Source organism: Peribacillus kribbensis DSM 17871 (assembly GCF_000430765.1).
In the GTDB taxonomy this organism is placed as follows: Bacteria; Bacillota; Bacilli; order Bacillales; family DSM-1321; genus Paraperibacillus; species Paraperibacillus kribbensis.
In genome coordinates this window covers 117,595-138,472 of sequence record NZ_KE387240.1, presented here as the reverse complement: position 1 = coordinate 138,472, position 20,878 = coordinate 117,595, and the positions used below count along the sequence as shown (strand labels likewise).

At 42.2% G+C, this 20,878-nt stretch carries 22 protein-coding genes; all 22 read right to left on the bottom strand.

Annotated elements, in window-relative coordinates; translation table 11 throughout:
• Nucleotides 1-159: 159 nt before the first annotated feature.
• The 22 genes from spoIVA to H539_RS0118775 all read right to left on the bottom strand — a co-directional run bounded on the left by spoIVA (nt 160) and on the right by H539_RS0118775 (nt 20,719).
• Nucleotides 160-1,638: a stage IV sporulation protein A gene (spoIVA, locus tag H539_RS0118900; protein WP_026694816.1), complete on the bottom strand. Its 1,479-nt coding sequence runs from the start codon at nt 1,636-1,638 to the stop codon at nt 160-162.
• A gap of 276 nt (nt 1,639-1,914) precedes the next feature.
• A complete protein-coding gene (locus tag H539_RS0118890) occupies nt 1,915-2,571 on the bottom strand; it encodes a hypothetical protein (protein ID WP_051348695.1) in 657 nt (218 codons plus the stop codon).
• Between the two features lie 94 nt (nt 2,572-2,665).
• A complete protein-coding gene (locus H539_RS0118885) occupies nt 2,666-2,866 on the bottom strand; it encodes a DUF2768 domain-containing protein (protein ID WP_026694813.1) in 201 nt (66 codons plus the stop codon).
• 389 nt (nt 2,867-3,255) lie between these two features.
• Nucleotides 3,256-4,305 carry an NAD(P)H-dependent glycerol-3-phosphate dehydrogenase gene (locus H539_RS0118880; protein WP_026694812.1) on the bottom strand — a complete coding sequence of 350 codons (1,050 nt, stop codon included), beginning with the start codon at nt 4,303-4,305 and terminating at the stop codon, nt 3,256-3,258.
• Nucleotides 4,306-4,316: 11 nt separating this feature from the next.
• Nucleotides 4,317-5,627, bottom strand: coding sequence for a ribosome biogenesis GTPase Der (gene der / locus H539_RS0118875; protein ID WP_026694811.1), 1,311 nt, complete (start codon nt 5,625-5,627; stop codon nt 4,317-4,319).
• A 361-nt stretch (nt 5,628-5,988) separates the two neighbouring features.
• Entirely contained in the window at nt 5,989-6,180 is a 192-nt protein-coding gene (locus H539_RS0118870; RefSeq protein WP_035323332.1) for a capping complex subunit for YIEGIA, read from the bottom strand.
• A gap of 2 nt (nt 6,181-6,182) precedes the next feature.
• A complete protein-coding gene (locus H539_RS0118865) occupies nt 6,183-7,079 on the bottom strand; it encodes a YIEGIA family protein (RefSeq protein ID WP_026694809.1) in 897 nt (298 codons plus the stop codon).
• Nucleotides 7,080-7,688, bottom strand: coding sequence for a YphA family membrane protein (locus tag H539_RS0118860; RefSeq protein ID WP_026694808.1), 609 nt, complete (start codon nt 7,686-7,688; stop codon nt 7,080-7,082).
• A gap of 38 nt (nt 7,689-7,726) precedes the next feature.
• The gene (locus tag H539_RS31685) at nt 7,727-8,173 is read right to left on the bottom strand and encodes a hypothetical protein (protein ID WP_026694807.1); all 447 of its coding nucleotides are present in this window, start codon (nt 8,171-8,173) and stop codon (nt 7,727-7,729) included.
• Between the two features lie 60 nt (nt 8,174-8,233).
• Complete coding sequence (gene rpsA / locus H539_RS0118850) at nt 8,234-9,370, bottom strand: 30S ribosomal protein S1 (protein ID WP_026694806.1); 1,137 nt, start codon at nt 9,368-9,370, stop codon at nt 8,234-8,236.
• A 248-nt stretch (nt 9,371-9,618) separates the two neighbouring features.
• Nucleotides 9,619-10,200 (bottom strand): lysophospholipid acyltransferase family protein, encoded by a 582-nt coding sequence (locus tag H539_RS0118845; RefSeq protein WP_026694805.1) that lies wholly within the window; start codon nt 10,198-10,200, stop codon nt 9,619-9,621.
• A gap of 4 nt (nt 10,201-10,204) precedes the next feature.
• Nucleotides 10,205-10,876, bottom strand: coding sequence for a (d)CMP kinase (gene cmk, locus H539_RS0118840; protein WP_026694804.1), 672 nt, complete (start codon nt 10,874-10,876; stop codon nt 10,205-10,207).
• Nucleotides 10,877-11,130: 254 nt separating this feature from the next.
• A complete protein-coding gene (locus H539_RS0118835; protein WP_026694803.1) occupies nt 11,131-11,316 on the bottom strand; it encodes a DUF5359 family protein in 186 nt (61 codons plus the stop codon).
• Nucleotides 11,317-11,380: 64 nt separating this feature from the next.
• Nucleotides 11,381-12,034, bottom strand: a complete 654-nt coding sequence (locus H539_RS0118830) for a flagellar brake protein (RefSeq protein ID WP_026694802.1) — start codon at nt 12,032-12,034, stop codon at nt 11,381-11,383.
• 179 nt (nt 12,035-12,213) lie between these two features.
• Nucleotides 12,214-13,563, bottom strand: coding sequence for a germination protein YpeB (gene ypeB, locus H539_RS0118825; protein ID WP_026694801.1), 1,350 nt, complete (start codon nt 13,561-13,563; stop codon nt 12,214-12,216).
• A gap of 11 nt (nt 13,564-13,574) precedes the next feature.
• Nucleotides 13,575-14,372, bottom strand: coding sequence for a spore cortex-lytic enzyme (gene sleB / locus H539_RS0118820; protein ID WP_425414746.1), 798 nt, complete (start codon nt 14,370-14,372; stop codon nt 13,575-13,577).
• 180 nt (nt 14,373-14,552) lie between these two features.
• Nucleotides 14,553-15,251, bottom strand: coding sequence for a glutamic-type intramembrane protease PrsW (gene prsW, locus H539_RS0118815; protein WP_026694799.1), 699 nt, complete (start codon nt 15,249-15,251; stop codon nt 14,553-14,555).
• A 196-nt stretch (nt 15,252-15,447) separates the two neighbouring features.
• Nucleotides 15,448-16,428: a YpdA family putative bacillithiol disulfide reductase gene (locus H539_RS0118805; protein ID WP_026694798.1), complete on the bottom strand. Its 981-nt coding sequence runs from the start codon at nt 16,426-16,428 to the stop codon at nt 15,448-15,450.
• A gap of 933 nt (nt 16,429-17,361) precedes the next feature.
• Complete coding sequence (locus tag H539_RS0118790) at nt 17,362-18,639, bottom strand: Glu/Leu/Phe/Val family dehydrogenase (RefSeq protein WP_026694796.1); 1,278 nt, start codon at nt 18,637-18,639, stop codon at nt 17,362-17,364.
• 226 nt (nt 18,640-18,865) lie between these two features.
• Nucleotides 18,866-19,447 (bottom strand): adaptor protein MecA, encoded by a 582-nt coding sequence (locus H539_RS0118785; protein ID WP_026694795.1) that lies wholly within the window; start codon nt 19,445-19,447, stop codon nt 18,866-18,868.
• Nucleotides 19,448-19,542: 95 nt separating this feature from the next.
• A complete protein-coding gene (locus tag H539_RS0118780) occupies nt 19,543-20,313 on the bottom strand; it encodes a metallophosphoesterase (protein ID WP_026694794.1) in 771 nt (256 codons plus the stop codon).
• Between the two features lie 13 nt (nt 20,314-20,326).
• The gene (locus tag H539_RS0118775) at nt 20,327-20,719 is read right to left on the bottom strand and encodes a hypothetical protein (RefSeq protein ID WP_026694793.1); all 393 of its coding nucleotides are present in this window, start codon (nt 20,717-20,719) and stop codon (nt 20,327-20,329) included.
• Between the last annotated feature and the right edge of the window lie 159 nt (nt 20,720-20,878).

Sequence of the window (20,878 nt, the reverse complement as noted above, 5' to 3'; positions counted from 1 at the left end):
TTCCTCATTTAATGGGAATGTTTTCTTGTTTCCATGCATACATTAATAACTTTCGAAAAAAAAAAGGTTCCTGCCCTGCAGCCTCTATAGAAAAGCGTCTTACCGCTTTCCTTTTGGCTGTACAGGCAGAAGCCCATTATGAATGTATGGATGATCCGGCTATAGAATGATGGCAATTAAACCGCCAGATCCTTCATTGATAATTCTCTCTAGTGTTTCTTTCAGTTTATATCTCGCGTTCTCCGGCATGAGCGAAAGTTTAGCCTGGATTCCTTCCCGGACAATCGAGCTCAGGCTCCTTCCAAAAATATCCGAATTCCAGATAGAGAGCGGATTATCCTCAAAATCCTGCATGAGATATCTAACCAGTTCTTCACTTTGTTTCTCGGTTCCAATGATAGGAGCGAATTCTGATTCGACATCCACCTTAATCATATGAATGGAAGGAGCGACTGCTTTTAATCTTACACCAAATCTGGAGCCCTGACGGATGATTTCCGGCTCATCCAGGCTCATATCCGCAAGAGATGGAGCTGCGATTCCATAGCCTGTTTGCTTCACCATTTTAAGGGCATCCGATATCTGATCATATTCCGATTTTGCATGGGCGAAATCCTGCATCAATTCCAGAAGATGGTCCTTGCCCCGAATCTCGACTCCTACAATTTCCTTTAAAATTTCATCATAAAGCTCATCTGGTGCGTATAAGTCAATTTCCGCTACTCCCTGGCCCATTTCCATACCTGCAAGGCTTGCGTGGTCTATAAATTCAAAATCATTAAATTGATGGACGACTCTGTCTACATCCCTAAGCCGTTTGATATCCTTTACTGTTTCTTTGACCGCATCCTGATAGCTTTCACGCAGCCAGTGATTTTCCCTTAGCACCATGACCCAGCTTGGAAGGTTGACATTCACCTCTAGCACCGGGAATTCATAAAGGGCTTCTCGAAGCACATTCATGACATCTGTGTCACGCATACTTTCAACACTCATCGTTAAAACAGGGATATCATATTTCTCTTGCAGCTTCACACGCAGCCGGTCTGTTTCAGGATGGTGGGGCTGAACCGAATTAACAATCATGATGAATGGTTTTCCCACTTCTTTCAGTTCATTTACAACACGTTCTTCCGCTTCAATATAATCCGCACGCGGAATCTCACCGATTGTTCCGTCTGTTGTGATCACAACACCCAGTGTGGAATGATCCTGAATCACTTTCCTTGTCCCTATCTCTGCTGCCTCATGAAAGGGAATCGGCTCCTCATACCATGGCGTATGAATCATGCGGGGACCGTTTTCGTCCTCATAGCCCTTTGCTCCCGGAACCGTGTAGCCTACACAATCGACCAGACGAATATTCACTTCAAGCCCTTCATCCACTTGAATGGAAGCGGCTTGATTCGGAACAAACTTCGGCTCTGTCGTCATGATGGTTTTTCCTGCTGCACTTTGCGGAAGTTCATCAAGGGCACGCGCCCTGTCTGATTCACTATTGATGTTTGGAAGCACCACCAGTTCCATAAACTTTTTAATAAAAGTAGATTTACCCGTACGGACAGCCCCTACCACTCCCAGATATATATCTCCGCCTGTACGCTCGGCTATATCCTTGAACACATCAACCTTTTCCAAGAGATCCCCTCCCGATCTTTTCCCTATATAAAACCTTCAAATCAATTTTTAAAACCTGGACATTATATATCTATGATGTTGTCCAACTGGTATATTCCAAGTTTTTTATGATTTATCCTGCTCGGGCTCAGCAAAAAACCTCTCCTTTATTATATTTTGCAAAAGGGGAGGTATTCTTACCTGCACAACTTTTTTTACACTTTTTTCCTATATACCTCCCTGCCGCGTTGAAAAAGTCTGCAAAAACGAAAAAAAATGAGCCCGGCAGGCTCATTTTCACTTCATAAATATAATTTTTCGTGTTCCTTTCTCTATCGTATAAGGAAGTGAAAAAGCGGGAACAAACATAGATTCCTTGGCAAGAATGCCCCTTATATCCTCTCCCGGTTTAAAAGATTCCTTCCTTTTATTCAAGGCCTCCTGAAGATCAGGTGTATAATCCACATATAATTTCCCGTCATTTCCCATAACTACCTGGAGTTCCTTTTGGGTGTATGGGCTCAATACGGTCGGTGCCTTTTTGTAGCCCAGTTTTTTGTAATCCAGTATATACGCATTATAATTAAGAACCTCTTTTACAGGGGGATACTTATGGGACTGAAGGTACATATCCAGACGGATCGAAATGTCCTGCACCTTGTCTGCCATCCTTACATCGAACAGTTTAACTGTAGGATCTTTCTCTTCATTGATAATGACGTATTGAAAAACTCCTCCATTGTCAAAGGAGTTGCCCGGAGGCTCTGCTATATATGGCTTAAGCCTCCCGAAATCCACAGGATACCTTTGATAATAAGGTGTAGAAGCATCCCTTGTCTTAATGGGAAGGATACCGCCGTTATCTTGTTTAAACTGATTTACCGCGCTCTGCACGGATTGAATCTGGTCTTTATAAGGAACTTGGTTTTTTGCCATCTCTTTTTCTGGATACATGCAGCCCGTTAAGAGGCTTAGAATAAAAAATGAGGCCGCCGCAGCCTTTAGGAAAAGCAGGAGTCTGCCTGCTATTTTTCTGCCCGTCCTATATTTAACCATTTGTCGGACCGCTTAATACAACAAAAATAATGATAATTCCTGAAACAATCATCAATAGATAGGCAAAAAAAGCTGTAATCCCTTTCATAAATCCCTTAAATTTATAACGGCTCGAATAGATCAGTAAGATGGAAATGGCCATAAAAAACATGGCGGCAATAGAAATCCACATTTTCTGCAGTGCTGGTGTCATGTTCCCCTCTCCTTTTTTGCAGGCTCTGCATATAAGCATCTGACGGATTCATGGCTGAACTCTCTCCGGCTTCGGGCATAAAATCCGCTAAGTCTATAAATATCCCGCTGTATTATATCATAGGGTAATAGGAAAAACATTACTATTTTCAAAGCTTTCTGTAAAATGCAAAAGATAGTTTGCCAATATTCACAAAAAAGTTAGATTTCTTTTTCTCCACTCAGTACACAAAAACAAATAAAAAAACAGAAGATTGAAATCAATCTTCTGCATTTTTGACTAAATACTCATTCACCAGGTATTTATACCAGTTAGTTTCGTTGCATTTTATGCTGAGGAAGGCATTTACGAACCATCAAAAGCCCCTTTTTATAAAATAAATGTAAGCTTTATTCCTGGATTCTTGCCTCCATAATGTTAACCAGATCTTCCATTTCGTGTTTTTTCATTCTGTTCATTAGACCGTCAACAGCGTCATGGACTTCCACATTATTGAATAAAACATTATACAGCGCGTGTGCGATTGGCATAGAGACTTCGTACTTTTCAGCCAGCTGGTAGGCTGCTTTGGTCGTCCGCACCCCTTCGACCACCATTCCCATGGTTTCAAGGACCTCTTCAAGGTTATGGCCCTTTCCAAGCAGGTTTCCTGCCCTCCAGTTCCTTGAATGGACACTGGTGCAGGTAACAATTAAATCTCCTATCCCTGCAAGTCCTGAAAAGGTAAGGGGATTAGCTCCCATCTTCGTACCAAGCCTTGCAATTTCTGCCAGGCCTCTTGTAATCAGCGCAGCCTTGGCGTTATCTCCATATCCCAGTCCGTCCGTCATCCCGGCAGCCAGGGCGATGATATTCTTCAGGGCTCCCCCGATTTCCACACCAATGATGTCTGGATTTGTATAAACCCGGAAATTCTGATTGATAAATAAATCCTGAATCAGCTCTGCAGACTCAGAGTTTTCAGATGAAACAGTCACGGTTGTGGGATGGCGCAGACTCACTTCCTCGGCATGGCTGGGGCCGGATAAAACCACCACATCCTTTAATAGCTCTGCAGACATTTCTTCCTCAATCATTTCTGAAATGCGCAGCAGGGAATTAGGCTCAATCCCTTTACTTACGTGAACGATGGTAAGAGGCGCCTGTGCAGCTTTATCAATCTTCCCCGTGACTTCCCGGATTGCCTTGGTAGGGACGGCAAGGATAATAATATTGCTGCTTGAATTCAGTGCTTCTTCAAGAGAACTATAGCCCTTGATATTCAGAGGGAGATCAATGCCAGGCAGGTACTTTGCGTTGGTATGCCTCTCATTGATTTCTTCCGCTTGTTCCTCTTTATGGCTCCACAGCCTCACTTCATGGCCATTATCAGCCAATACCATAGCAAGGGCAGTCCCCCAGCTTCCTGCTCCGATGACGGCCACCTTTTGTTTCTCCAAGATACTCCCTCCTATTTCCTCTGTCTTCCATAGATTTTAATAGGTGTGCCTTCAAAGCCAAATGCATCCCGGATTCGATTCTCAAGGAACCGCTCGTAGGAAAAATGCATTAATTCCGGATCGTTTACAAATACAACAAATGTCGGCGGTTTAATGGCAACCTGTGTAGTATAGAAGATTTTCAGGCGGCTTCCGTTATGTGTTGGAGTCGGATTCATGGCGACAGCATCTGTAATGACATCGTTCAGTACATTGGTTTGAACGCGCATTGAATGATTCTCACTGACACTGTTTATAACAGGAATCAGGGTATGGATTCTTTTTTTCGTTTTAGCTGATAGAAAAACAATAGGGGCATAATCCAGGAATAAAAAGTGAGCACGGATATTTGCCTCAAATTCCTTCATGGTCTTTTCGTCTTTCTCGACGGCATCCCATTTGTTGACCACGATAATGACACCGCGGCCGGACTCATGCGCATACCCAGCTATTTTTTTATCCTGCTCCCTTATGCCTTCTTCGCCGTTCAATATGACAAGGACAACATCAGAACGCTCGATCGCCCTCAATGCACGGAGAACGCTATATTTCTCTGTGGTTTCGTATACTTTTCCTTTTTTCCTCATACCAGCAGTATCGATGATGACATATTCCTGACCATTATATTTATATGGAGAGTCAATCGCATCACGGGTCGTACCCTCTATATCGCTGACAATCACCCTCTCTTCACCGAGGAGGGCATTGACCAATGAAGATTTCCCGACGTTCGGCCTTCCGATCAATGAAAATTTAATAACATCCTCGCCATACTCATCTCCCTCAAATTTAGGGAAATTCTTGGCCACCTCATCCAGCAGATCTCCCAATCCAAGTCCATGAGAACCAGAGATAGGGAAAGGCTCACCAAAACCAAGTGAATAGAAATCATAGATTTGATCTCTCATTTCAGGGTTATCGACTTTGTTGACAGCAAGAACCACAGGCTTATTGGTTTTATATAAAATTTTTGCCACTTCTTCATCCGAAGCCGTGACTCCTTCCCTGCCGTTGGTCATGAAAATAATGACGTCCGCTTCATCGATGGCAATCTCAGCCTGCTGGCGGATCTGTTCTAGGAAAGGTTCATCCCCGATATCTATTCCGCCCGTATCAATAATATTAAAATCATAAGTCAGCCACTCGCCGGAGCTATAGATCCTATCCCTGGTAACCCCCGGGATATCTTCAACAATCGATACACGCTCGCCGACAATTCGGTTAAAAATTGTGGACTTCCCTACATTCGGGCGCCCTACAATTGCCACTACAGGTTTTGGCATGTTCTTCATCCTTTCAAAATGCAGCTTAAGGCATTCTCTACTATTCTTTATCCAGTATAGAAAACTATTTACTTCTATCACAGGAGAAAGGTGAATAGCTGCAATAAAAACTTTATGTAAATAGCTTCTCTGATAGATGGTTTATGAAGCATGAAATCCACTGGGAATTTATGTAGCCTTCTTTAATACCATAATAACTTTCATCTATACTTTAAGCACATGGCATTGAATCTAAAAAATAGACCCTGTCAAATGCTGATTGACAGGGATTACCAACAGTGCTTTACTGTTCTCTTATTTAGAGAAACACCTCATCTATGTTATAGTAACAAACTTTTATCAAATCAACAATGTCTTCCCTTTAATGTTTCACTATTATATAGATTTCATCATTTAAAGCGTGGGCAATGCCGTCCAGAATGGCCTCCAGGTTCGCTGTGATACTATACAAATCATCCTTTGACTGGCATTTGAACACAGGTGCTCCCCCGGGAGAAACATTGCTGGCTGTTGTAATCACTGCCATGATCTTATTTGTAATATAGGTATCCATTGCTAGCTTTCCTGCCTTTCCTGGGATAGGGTCTTAGATGGAATCCTAATCGCATTTTCCAAAGCTGGGACATTGGCAAGGATTTGGATTGCCTTATCAATATCCTTCGTCTGCGGCAGAATAAAGACTCCTAAAGTGCCAGTTTTGAGATTGCGTTTTGCGAGCGGAACCAGGGCAGGAGTCCCAGAATCCCTGTACACTCCCAGAGCCACAGATACATCATATAAGATGGCCTGCCTCTGCCCTAGATTCGCAATCGTGATACTGGCATTAAAGTTCTTTGGCTTTAATATAAACCCCATGCCATTCTCCAGGATCTCCTTCTGCCTATCCGGAAGTCCAATATTCATGATATAAATATCCCCAACATATAATCCGGGGCCTTCAAACCGGGGTGCGGAATATTCAATATCCACAAGATCCTTTAAACGGTTTCCAGCCATCAGCTTCCGGCAGATAAAGAAACATACAATGGCACAAATCAGCCCAGCCCAGATATTAAACACAATGTAAAAGCCCGTAGTAAAGAAAGAAGAGAGAATAACCAAATAATTTCTCCCTTCAAACGCCACAGCAATTCCTTCAATATAGGTATTGCCCCTGCCTACCAGTTCAAAGGTATCCAGCTGCTGAAGCGTGGTGCGCTCCATGTTTCTCACATCCCTGAACTGGGAGGCTGCAAGCGTTAAAAATGTAATGGCTGTATATTCTTCCTTCAATATGGATGGAACCATAATTGTTCCAAGCCCGGCAGCAATGAAACCTAGAGCCAGATGAATGATCCTTCCATGAAGATGGGGCGGATACTGCCTGTAATCCGTTTTAAGCATCAGAATTCTGATGATGGTTCCCGTTACAACACCAAAAATGATTGGATACAAAAACTCATTATGTCCCATTTATCCCTGCTTCTCCTTTGGAATGTTTTTCTGCTGAAAAAACGTTTGTAGAATCCTGATTCCTTTTTCTAGGGAACCCCATGCAAATATCAGCAGACCAGAGAGATATGTTAAATCAAGCCAGGTTTTTGCAAACCAGTCCTGAGGCATGTTCAGGCTGCCAAACAGGACATTAACCATAATATCCCCAAAAAACAATCCAAGTATTAGAGAAGAAACTCTTTTTTTCCAATCTGCGAACAAGAGAAGAATAATATAAGTAAGGAACAGACCGAGCATCCAGGTCTTGTTCCAGATGATCCAGACAGGATCTAAAAAAAATAGAAGGCTGATGCTGCCATAGGCAAAGGAAACTACCAGGGTTCTGATAATAAAGGTCAGCAATGAAAGGGAGGGAAGCGTTCTAATCATCCACACACTTATCAAAGCGAGCCATAGACCGCATGGATTCGCTTCAGCCTGTCCAATGCGCAAGCTGTACGGACTTACGATTATTGCTCCTAAGAGCCCAAACAGGATAAACCTGCGATCAGTAAACGATTTATTTAGAAGGAACAGGGTGACCACGACCCCTATCCAGGAAATCCAATAAAATAATAATCCATCCATCTTATTTCCACCTCTAGGAAACATTATGTCTGAATTTACTATCTTTTAAACGCAAATATGTTTTTAGTTGAATACCTAAAAACTACTTGCCGAAATGCAGAAAAACCTTTTTGAATAATAAATCCTCTATACATTTTCTCAGCCTGTTTCAGGCTGTTGATTTCCGTTCCAGGCGCTTCGCTTTCCGTGGGGCGGGCGGTGAGCCTCCTCAGCTTCGCCTGCGGGGTCTCACCTGTCCCGCTAAACCCACAGGAGTCTTCGCGCCTTCCACTCCAATCAACAGGTTTTTCAACAGTATGAAATAGCTTAAAATGGTTAAAAAGGCTTTTGTCTAAAACGCTTTTGACTAATAATAAGTCAATTACAATAACAACCTTATTTAATAGATTAAACTCCTTACGTAGGTTTCCCCGTCTATTAAATGGACTTTTATAATCTGTTCTATCTAGAAGGGCAGGTGATATGAGGTTAATCCATTGAGGCATGGCAAAAGGGTTCAGGAAGAGTATCCTGAACCCCGTAAATCCAAAAGCTAATATAAAATCTTATTTGCCTAGATTTTTTAATTTATCTCCAAGAAGCTCTCCAAGCTGGAAGCCTTTTGATTCTTCCGGAAGGTCATAATCGCTGATTTCAGGTTCTTTTTCCTGCAGGTCTTTAATGCTTAATGAAAGTCTTTGATCGTCTACATTAACATCCAGCACCTTCACCTGTACCTGCTGTCCTTCTTGAAGGACTTCGTGCGGAGTGCCAATATGCTTATGAGAGATTTGAGAAATATGAACCAATCCCTCCACTCCAGGGAACACTTCGACAAAAGCTCCATAGGATACAAGGCGCTTCACTGTTCCGTCAAGTACGGAACCAGACTGTGCCTTCTCAGAAACCTGTTCCCATGGCCCAGGCAGAGTTTCTTTGATTGACAATGAGATTCTTTCATTATCTCTGTCCACGGATAATACTTTTACATTAACCCGGTCACCTTCGTTTACTACATCTGAAGGTTTTTCAACGTGTTCGTGGGACAGCTGCGAAATATGCACAAGACCGTCAATACCTCCGATATCGACAAATGCGCCGAAATCCGTCAGTCTTTGGACGGTTCCTTCAAGCACCTGGCCTTGCTGGATGGAATCAAGCAGTTCCTGCTTTTTCTGGCCTTTTTCATCCTGAACCACCGCACGGTGAGAAAGGATGATTCTATTTTTTTCTTTATCCAGCTCTACAATTTTAAAAGAAAGGGCTCTTCCTTTGTAATCGGAAAAGTCTTCTACGAAGTAATCTTCCACAAGGGATGCTGGTACAAACCCCCTAACGCCAAGGTCAACCACAAGGCCGCCTTTAACTACGTCTTTTACCTCAGATTCAAAGACCTCTTGAGATTCGAATTTTCTTTCTAATTCATCCCAGGCCTTTAACGCATCTACCTTTCTTTTTGAAAGGATCAAAGCTTCATCCTCGACTTTCAATACTTCAAGCTCCAGTTCATCACCTTCATTAACAGCATCTGACGCTTTTTCCACGTGCAGGCTGGACAATTCACTGATTGGCAGGATGCCATCTGTTTTACTGTTTTTGACATCAATGATGACTTGTTTTTCTTCCACTTTAGTTACAGTTCCAGTGACTCTGTCACCTGGTTCATAGATGTTCACTTCAATTTCATTCATTTCTTCCGACATATGTACTCCTCCTTAACGCATGACTGCTCTACTCGAGAATTTTATAAGCCCAATATATTAATAGAGCGATTAATCAGCAATTTTCATTTTATTGAAATATTCCCGATTGTGCGCTCGAGCAAACTAAAATGATAAAACTTTTGGTTTTTAGTTAAAAATTCATCCATTTCAAGCTTCGATAGTAATTCGGAAATAACCCTCTTTTTAATAAATTCTTACAAAAGAGTTTTTTTGTCAAGTAAACTGAATTATTTATGTTGGGACTGCAATTCCTTAATTTTATCCATTATATATTGAGTTGCTTCGTCAGCGGATGCCCTGCGCTCCCGGAACTCCGTAAAATCCAGCGGTTCTCCGTAGACGACCTTTAATTGTTTAAAAGGCTTATAAGGTCCTATGATTGCGCATGGAATCACTTTGGCATTGGAACGGAGTGCAAAGAATCCAGCACCCGCAAGCCCCTTGCCGATTTCTCCTGTCCTGCTTCTTGTGCCTTCTGGAAAAAGTCCGACTACACGCCCTTCTTTCAGAATAGAAAGTCCCCTGCGAAGAGCTTCCCTATCGCTCATCCCTCTTTTTACAGGGAAAGCATTCACCCTTGGCATGATGGATTTTAAAAGTGGGGCATTGAATAGTTCTTCTTTAGCCATAAAGTGGACAGGCCTTGGTGCGGTCATGCCCACTACAGGGGGATCCAGGTTATCAATATGATTCGAGCAGATCAGCACCCCTTCATCTTTCGGGAAGTTATTGAGCCCTATCACTTTCACTCTGAACAAGGGGGTAAGGATTGTTTTAACAAGACCTCTGCCAAATGTATAAAGATTCACGTATTTAATTCCTTTCCACAATTAACTTCATGATTTGTTCGGCTACTTGTGAAATACTCAAGGATGTAGTATCGATTTCAACGGCATCATCAGCTTTTTTAAGCGGAGAAACCTCTCTTTCAGAATCAAGCTTGTCTCTTAGGGCAATTTCTTGTTTTAAGGCCTCAAGGTCAGAAGGAAAGCCTTTTTCGAGATTTTCTTTATGCCTTCTCTCCGCTCTTTCATCCACACTTGCTATTAAAAAGACTTTTACTTCGGCATGTGGAAGAACAGAAGTCCCTATATCTCTGCCATCCATAACTACCCCGCCATTTCTGCCCAGCATCTGCTGCCTCTTCACCATTTCACGGCGGACTTCCTTATGCTTGGAAGCAGCTGAGACTGAAGAGGTTACCTGGCTGGTGCGGATCTCAGTTGAAACGTCCTCTCCATCAAGAAGCACTGTCTGTCCCTTTTCTCCGGGAAGAAGAGAGATTTCACTTTCCATCAATAAATCAAGCAGACCCTGCTCATCATTAACATCTACATCATGCTTAATTGCTTTATAAGTCAATGCTCTATACATTGCTCCTGTATCCACATAAATATAAGTAAGCTTTTCAGCAATAATTTTAGCCACTGTACTTTTTCCGGCTGCTGCCGGTCCATCGATTGCAATTGATAATTTCTTTTCCATAAGTCCTCCTAAAGCTCCTGCCAAGCACTGCTATCTATTCACCATGAATGGTCACGTATAGTCTGTTGAACATAAGAGCAGATCAAAATCCATTCCTACTTTAGTTTCTTTTTAACCCGGATAAAATATAGGGTTAAAAAGATACCGCTTTTTTATTTTACCATAAAGTCATATTTTATTACTCATTAATCCTAACGTTCATTTATAAAAAAAGCTTCCAAAAAAACTGGCGCCAAAGCGGCGCCAGTAGTTTCTTATTTCGTGTAAGAACCAAGTACTTCGAGGGCTTTTTCAAAGCTATCCTTAGTGACCCCTTCGTATTGGGCCAGGCGTTTTTGCTCTAAAAAGACATTTCCGCCTTGAACATACAGCTGAAATATCAGTAGAAATATGAGCTGGATGATAACAAGCTTTAACAGAATCGTTTCAAACCGTTTCATTGAATCCCCCTCCTCTTCTAGCTTGATAGTAAGAGTATGGGAAAACGATTTTTTTTTATTCCGCCTACAATCCTTTTTTCTTCATCCCCAGCTGTCTTTCAAAGCAAAAGCGGATAAGATGCTGACGCTCATTATGGTCCAGGCCTTCGAATTTGATAGAAGCCTTCTGGATGCCTCCCCGATTTTCATCAATTCTGATTATCTCGCTTTTTGCGCATAGATAAATGGTTTCCCCCGAATTCATGGGAAGGGACAGCCAGATCTTGCTTCTTGTCAGCGGATTAAGGCGAGTCCCGCGGGGAAGAGCAACACAGGCTCCCCCGGCGCTTAGGTCAAGGGTTACTGCTGAAAATGGAGAGAATGAGGCATCGATCGGATGGACTGCAGCATCCACGGCAGTCTCAACCCTCACAAATTGTCTTCGCTGAATCTTAATGAGCTCTTCCTCTGTGGGGCTCTGCAGTTCAATCATGGGAATCTTGGCCATTTTTCTTCCCAATACCTGAGTGTCAAATAAATATACATTATTGTCCTGGCCGACAAACGACCCTTTCATCTGGCTGCCGTCAAGAAGAAACACTGGTTTCCTCGTTTTGAGATTCACAGGATAATCAATATAAAAAGATGAATCCCTGCTTTCAACAACCATGGCCTGGTATTTTTCAGGCTTGTGTGTATGTTTAGGTTCAAATGTGATTGTATCACCGATATTCATCATATATTTCACTCTTCCAGCAATGGTTTTGTTGTTTAGAAAGGAAAATCTTACTATATTATGACATGTACTTCTTTAAACAGGCAAGGACCATTTTCCCATTAATAAAAAAAAACAAAAAGCACACAAAGGCCTGTGTTATTCCAAAAAAAAAGAGCCAGCGGCTCTTTCTTCTAATATGCTTAGACCATTTGATCATAAATGGGTTCAGCATTTTGAAGTTTTTCTACCTTCTCTTCATCGCCGGTTTTTGCGTTAATGAAGATCCGGTACGTATCTTCCCCTATTGTACCCAGGAATTCATGACAGAGAACTTCCGAACCTTCATTTCCTGTGATATAAGCAAGCCTCTGCTCCATAACCTGCAATTTGGGATTGACTTTTTTTCTGGCCTCCTGGGCTGAAACAACGGGCTTTTCTAATTTACGATTCTTATTGCCCTGAAGATAATCGTCTGCTGAAAATCCCACGATCCTGCCGTTATCCAGTGCTACCTTGACCCGGATAGAATCCGGATAAATTCTGACCCCTTTATCATTTGTAACGAAATTAAAGATTCCGATATTATCATACTGAGCGCTTTCATATAAATCGAGAGAAGAAAATTTATTGCTTTTTAAAAATTGTGCAGCACTGTTTGCTGCCTGATTCAGACTTATTTTGCTTCCTTTGATCTTTCTGGTATTAATCAGCCAGATTGGATATCCTCCTTTTTTGGTAATATCCATATTCACCTCGCCCTTTGTACCCGGAAGGTCAAGGTTTACACTATAAAATTCAAAGTCAGAGCCTTTCTTATTGCTTGTAACCCGTGACTTTGCCTTATTAACCCCGGAATATTTTTTAGCAATGGCTGCCGCTTCCTTCTTGGTGATTTCTCTGCCTTTTAGATGGTTAAAGTTCTGGTCTTTTTTATTCATCGTTGTATATGCAGCATCAAAATCGGACTTTTCCGAGTAGCCGACCGACTTCTCTTCTACCGCTCTAAATCCATCTACAATCGTATTATCGGATTTTTCTTCCCTGGATGCCATGGCTTTTTCCGCATCAATCCAGCGGAGATTCTTCTTCAAAACCTGATATTGAACTTTCCTTAGCTCGTTTTGAATGGTGTTCGCCTGCTGGTAGAGGCTCTGGAGCGTCTTATATTCCTTACCATTAAGCGGCTCTTTTTCAAGATCCCGTACAGAGGCTTTGTAGCTGAAATTCCCTACATTTGATAGAAATTCTTCCGTTTTGTTAAAAGGGAGTACACTCAAGGGGAGATGTCCAATATCCATATTAGCTTGAGAAGAAATTCTCCATACATCCGCCAGAGCTGGGGAAAGGGATTTTTTCGAATTCATGGCTAAGCTGGTGCCAATCTTATCATGAAGAAGGTCCACCTGGTAGGTTAGGTCATGGAATGCCTGCTGGTAATTATTTTCGGCGTGAATCTGCACTGAATTTTTTGCCTGGCGCTGCTGGTATCCCCAATAGCCGGTGGCAGCCACAACAACCGCCAGTACAGCAATGACGATATTCTTGATCATATTTTTCACTCCTATTTACAAAAAATATGCTTCCCTATTTGCTTAATCTGCGGCCTTGACCATATCCATCTGCTTGTGGCTGTTTCTGGATTGAAATAATATAAGGCATTTCCTGTGGGATCCCATCCGTTAATGGCGTCCAAAACTGCTTTTTTAGATGTTTGATTAGGGGTCAGCCAGATTTGGCCGTCCGAAACAGCTGTAAAGGCTCCCGGCTCAAAAATTACACCAGATATGGAATGAGGGAATACCGGGCTTTCAAGCCGATTTAAAATAACTGCTGCTACTGCCACCTGTCCCACATAAGGCTCGCCCCTCGCCTCTCCATAAACAGCATTTGCCAGAAGCTGGATATCATTCTGGGAAAAACCATTGGGCGTATTGACAGCTGTTGTTGTGCTTTTTTTCGCGCCGTTCCCTCTAGCAGCCTGTTTTCCTTTTCCACCCGGTTTAACCTGCTGATTAAGCGGGACACCGCCATAATAGGTAAAGTTGTTTCCTTTCCTGATTTGTTCATGAACGAATGCCCGATTGAAGTTAGAAGACTTTACAAGTTTATTTTTTGTGGATCCGCCTGCAAGGCCATCAATCGGGAGTCCGAATGACTTCTGGAAATTCCTCAGTGCCCAGTAGGTGCTCCAGCCAAATACACCGTCTATTTTCCCTTTGTAATAGCCGATGTTCTGAAGTCTGGCTTGAAGTTCAATGACATCATCCCCTGATGCTCCTCTTTGAATGACCTGATTGGTGAAGGCTTCTGCTCTTCCTGTAAATGAAACAGCAGCAAAAGAAACGATTGTGAAAATAATGCCCTTCTTGATAATTGCAGCGATTCCTGACACCCAATAACACTCCTTTTCCTTAATTAGCAATAACTCTATTTTCTTCATATTCTTATCAATTATTCTAAAAAGAGCTTCCTGCTGTATGTGGAACTGGGCATCCTTACATATTCAAATGAAAACACAAAAAAACCGCCAGGATGCGGACTATAGAGCCCCTACCTGACGGGTTTTTTTCTGTTCTAATAATTTTGAAGCATGTATGTCTGAAAGAATTCTTGCCATTTTTACTTTTCGCAATCCGTACCACCATAAGAAAGCCATGAACGGGAGCATATAATAGCTCCAATTTTCCTGTGTAAGCAAGATATAATCATATGTTCCGTGAAGAAGATAAGGGACGGCAAACGCCAGCAGGATAAAAACGAATTTATTCTTATCGGTAAATTTGCCTTTTCCGAAATAATAACCCATGATCACTCCGAATAAAGCATGACTGGATACCGGAAGGAGTGCTCTTCCAAAAGCCTGGTCCACTCCATTTCCTATTAAATATAAAATATTTTCCAGCGTGCCAAATCCGAGTGAGACAGATGCGCCATAAACGATTCCGTCATATGGCTCATCAAATTCCACATGATTATAGATCACATATAGCAGAATAAACCATTTAAAAAATTCTTCAATCAATCCTGCAGAAAAATACGCTGAGGAAAAATGATTTAAGATAATATGTTCTTTCTTTAATACGTACTCTAAAAACATAATAGGAAGTACAAGAACCGCTCCGGAAATAAATGCTTTAAATACCACTGACAAAGGTTCTGTTCCGTAATAATCCTTTAAATAAAAATAACTGAGCAATGCCAAGCCAGGAGCTATTCCGGCTGTTAAAATGACCAGCATGTGCTGACCTCATTTCTACATGTTATATGTCAATCGTAACAGAATCGGCCCCAAATGAAAATGAAATTGAACAATAATCTTCAAACGGCTGTGGCAGAGTGCCGCAAATTACTTGAAATTCCCCTGAACTGCCTTATTATAGCTGGCCCAAAGTACAGCAAGGTTAATTCTCTTGCTGTCATAATCCTCGCCATGATCATCTTCTGCCTGCTTCCTCCTTGGCTTTGATGCAATCCGCAATTAAGCCTCCATGGAAGCGGCCGTTTTCAATAAAAATTTCATTCGCATTATTTCCCGCCGCAATTACTCCGGCAATGAATAATCCCGGAATATTGGTTTCCATTGTTTCCGGATTATGAATAGGTCTGCCAGTTTCTTCGTCAATCTGTATCCCTATTGCTTTTAGAAAGCTATGATCCGGATGGTAGCCTGTCATGGCAAAAACATAGTCATTTTTTACAGCTTGGTTTTCCCCATCGATTCGATATTCGACCGAGTCATCGGTAATGCGCGTAACATGAGCATTGAATTCCATTTTGATCGTTCCATTTCTGACTAAAGAATCAAACTCTGGCAGAATCCATGGCTTTACGCTTTTTGAGTATTCCATGCCTCTGTAAAATACGGTTACTCTTGCCCCAGCCTTAACCAGTTCAAGCGCAGCATCCACACTGGAATTCTTTCCGCCTATCACCACAACATCCTTATCAAAGAATTCATGCGCTTCTTTAAAATAATGGAACACTTTATCTAAATCTTCTCCAGGAATGTTCATATAATTCGGGTTGTCATAATACCCCGTAGCAATCACAACATTTGGAGTCTTATACTCTCCTTTGGACGTTTTTACAATGAAGGAGCTGTCAGCTGACTTCTCAACACCTTCTACTTTTTCAAACGAATTGATTCTGAGCTTTTTCCTCCGCACTACTTCTCGATAATAGGCCAAAGCTTGATTGCGGACAGGTTTTCTGCCTTCAATAATAAACGCAACATCACCAATTTCCAGCTTTTCACTGGAACTAAAAAACGTCTGATGGGTTGGGTAATGATAAATGGAATTAACAATATTTCCTTTTTCTATAACCAGGGGATTCTTCCCCAGCTCTATAAGGGCGATGGCAGCGGCCAGGCCGCATGGGCCTCCTCCAATAATGATTGCATCTTCATTCTGCATGACGGCACTCCTCTTGTGTTGTCTCACTAAACAATTTATTTTATATTTCATCATTCTATATATTCCAATGATAGGAGATTTTTTTATTTGTTTCAAATATCAGGTATTCTGCACTAACACTTTTCCTAATTATTATGCTTCATAGTGAGATTTTGGGAGAAGAATGCGATTCTTCGAGTCATAAGACGAACCGCCCATGGGAAGAAAAAGCACTTCCCATGGGCGGTTCGTCTTACGCTTGTCAGGACTCTGCCTTCCAATATATAGGTTTTTTCACATTATTCAGAGATACATAGAATCCCTGATCAATTTTTGAAGTGAAAGGCACCGCTTTCCGCTTTTCTTCTTGTCCAGCTCCAAGCTGAGTCCTTCGAGTCATAAGCCAAACCGCGCATGGGAAGGAAAAGCACTTCCCATGCACGGTTCGTCTTATGCTTGTCAGGACTCTGCCTTCCAAGGTATAGGTTTCTCACATTATTTTTAGAGATACATAGAATCCCTGATCAATTTTTGAAGTGGAAGGCACCGCTTTCCGCTTTTCTTCTTGTCCAGCTCCGAACTGACACCTTCGGGCATAAGCCAGCCGCCAGCAAAAGGCAAAAAGCGCCTTTCACTGCCGTCCGTCTTATGCCTTTCAGGTGTCTGCTTTTCAATAAGTCTAGTTTTTGTAATCTTTTTCCTTATCATTCTGCTTTAGACTAGGCGAGCTTGAAAAGCACCGTTCTCCGCTTTTCTTCTTGTCCAGCTCCAAGCTGAGTCCTTCGAGTCATAAGCCAAACCGCGCATGGGAAGGAAAAGCACTTCCCATGCGCGGTTTGGCTTATGCTTGTCAGGACTCTGCCTTCCAAGGTATAGGTTTCTCACATTATTTTTAGAGATACATAGAATTCCTGATCAATTTTTGAAGTGGAAGGCACCGCTTTCCGCTTTTCTTTATATCCATCCCCTGAATCTGCTTGCTTCGGCCATTTTTCTTACTCCTACCATGTAGGCGGCAAGTCTCATGTCGACGCGTCTGCTTTGGGCGGTGTCGTAAATGTTGTTGAAGGATTTGACCAGGATTTTCTCCAGTCTTTCCTCTACTTCTTCTTCAGTCCAATAGTAGCCCTGATTATTCTGCACCCATTCGAAATAAGAGACCGTTACACCGCCGGAGGAAGCGAGAACATCCGGTACAAGAAGGATGCCCCGGTCTGTAAGAATTTGGGTAGCTTCGATGGTGGTAGGGCCGTTTGCAGCCTCAACTACGATTTTCGCTCTGATATTATGGGCATTTTCTTCGGTGATTTGATTTTCAATGGCTGCAGGCACCAAAATATCACAATCAAGCTCAAGAAGCTCTTTATTGCTGATTGTGTTCTTAAATAGTTTTGTAACTGTTCCAAAGCTGTCCCTGCGGTCAAGAAGGTAATCAATATCAAGGCCATCAGGATCATGAAGGGCTCCATAGGCATCAGAAATACCGATCACTTTCGCTCCCGCATCATGCATAAATTTAGCCAGGTAGCTTCCGGCATTCCCGAAGCCCTGGATGACTACCCTGGCGCCTTCAATCTGGATGCCCTTTTTAGCTGCTGCTTCACGGATACAGATTGTAACCCCTTTAGCTGTCGCTGATTCACGGCCGTGAGAGCCTCCAAGCACAAGAGGTTTTCCCGTGATGAACCCCGGTGAATTAAATTCATCTATCCTGCTGTATTCATCCATCATCCAGGCCATGATCTGCGAGTTTGTAAAGACATCCGGTGCTGGAATATCCTTTGTTGGTCCTACAATCTGGCTGATTGCCCTGACATATCCACGGCTGAGGCGCTCCAGTTCATGGAAAGACATGTTCCTTGGATCGCAGATGATTCCGCCCTTACCCCCGCCGTACGGAAGGTCCACAATGCCGCATTTTAAGCTCATCCAAATAGAAAGCGCTTTTACTTCACGTTCTGTTACGTTCGGGTGAAAACGGATCCCTCCCTTTGTTGGTCCAACAGCATCATTATGCTGAGCTCTATAGCCAGTAAAAATCTTTATAGATCCGTCATCCATCCTGATTGGAATTTTCACGGTCATCATTCTAATAGGTTCCTTCAGCAGTTCATAAACTTCCTCTGGATATCCAAGCTTCTCCAATGCTTTATGAATTACTGTCTGAGTCGATTTAAGCACATCATGCTTATCTTCTTGAGTTGCAGTTTCATTGCTTTTTTCGGCTACCATTAGTATCCTCCTAAGAATTCTATAATCGGGCAGGGCCGCTCTTTCAGACATAGTATACACCTTTGAAACCTCTGTGCAAAGGAGAAAAATCCTAAAAATCCATTTTTCAGATTTAATTTGAAAACGCTGTCATTTTTGATCTTTGCTAGTTTAAGTGAGCCCAAAAAAACAGCTTACGCAGATCGTAAACTGTTTCTTTATATCCGCTATGACTAGCTTTAGTTTCTTACAAGGAAAAATAATGGGTGATAGTGGTGATGGCAGAACCTTCAATGACTGCTGCTCCATATTCCACAATTTGATGGCTGGTCAGCGCAGTCGGGCTTCCATATTCTGACGCAATGGAGACCACCGTTTCATAATGCTGGTCTGATACACCCTCCAGCAGCAGAAAATAACGGCCGCAATAACTATAAAGGGATCCGGAACGTATTCCGATGACTTGCAGACGATGGCAGAGCTGTATCACATGTTCAAGCTCCAGAAACTCGTAAAAGATATCACAGTTGTCAGCAAGCCTGACATCAAGTTCAAATAGGGACTCCAGGTCATTAAACATTTCGTCTTCTTCTTCTCTTGTTACGATCACAATAAGGCCCTGGGCCTTTAACGAAAAGATCTCCACCCCGATAGATCCGATCATTTCAAAATCCAAGGCGCTGCATGCCTCTTCAATCATACTGTAGAATAGCTTATGAACCTTAAGCGAATTTGCCTTAATATCCTCTGTAGTTAATCCGCGGTCCATTAAATCATCAAAGGTTAAAAAAATTTTAATTTTATTACTGGACAGCCGCTCAAGCTTCATTGGGATGCCTCCTGAATACACCATCTTCAAAGTATCATATTGAACATGGCATTTCAGGGTGCATATCCCTTTCCAGCTGATTTTAAAAAGCAGGCTTATTTGGGCTGGATGGTCATGAGATGTGTCTCAGGCTTTGCCTCCAGCCTTAACGGAACAAGGCTTGTACCATAGCCATTGCTGACAAGATATGTAAGAGAACCACGGCTGGCTATCCTTCCCTTCTGATAGCGTCCGTATCCGAACAGCCGGATCTGCCCTCCATGAGTATGGCCGCTCAATAGCAGCCTGATGTCATGCTCCGGCTCTACCTGTCCCAGAACAGCAGGAGTATGGCTTACTAAGATTTTAAATGAATCTTCCTCTGCATCCTTCAGGGCCAGGTCCAGCCGGTCTCGTTCCCCATCAACATAATCGATTCCAAGCAGTGAAATTTTATCTCCTTCATCAGATTCGAATAATACCGCTGTATTATCCAGAATCTTGACACCATATTTTAAAAGAGTAGCGTCAAGAAGGTGATAATCCATTTCATAGTCATTATTTCCCCAGACAAAGTAAACAGGAGCAAGTCCTGATAATTTCCTAATATTATCTTCTACTCTCTCAAAAGGGACATTTTTTTCTGCAAGGTCCCCGCCTATCACAACGATGTCCGCCCTGTTAGACACTTGCTGCAGAATATGGCCGGAAACGATTCGTCTGTGTATATCTGAAATAAAGAAAATGGTCAGTTTTCCAAAGCTTTTGGGAAAATCCTCAAATCTCAGTTCATGCTCGAGCACCTGATCCAAAAAAGCAAGCCTCCACATATAAAGCAACAGCGCCAGAGCAGCAATCATAAATATAGATATAACCAATATCAGCATACATTCTCCTTAATCATCCAGATAGCCTTTTTTTATGGAGACTTTTAATGTCTATTGAAATCATACCATACATGCAGCTGAAACAGAAAAGGACAAGAGTCTGCCATTTACCTGCCGTATAAAGAATGCCCAGACTCAGGATAACGCCAAAATAGATGAGTATTTTCCACTTTGCAGTCTGGATATTTTTTGTCCATTGTAGGACGGTTAAGAATAACTCCCTGAGCAGGATAGCGTAAAATAAGAACCCTGCAAGAAATGCGATTGCTGCCGCAAAAAATTTAAAGGGTTCCAGAATGACTCCTGCTATAAATTCTCCTGCTGAAAACGGGACAGGAATCTCCAGCCATTTTATGTATAAATATCCCGAGATAAAGCCTGCTATACAACGAATGATTTCATGCATAAAAAACCCCCTCTTTGTACCATATGAGAGGGGGCGGTAAAATATTTTTTCTTTTTATCAAAGCCGGAATTCACGAACAGCCATTACTCATCTTCCGTTACATTCAGTATGGTAAAGCCTGACTTCTCCAGTCTGCTCATGAACTTTTGAATATTTGAA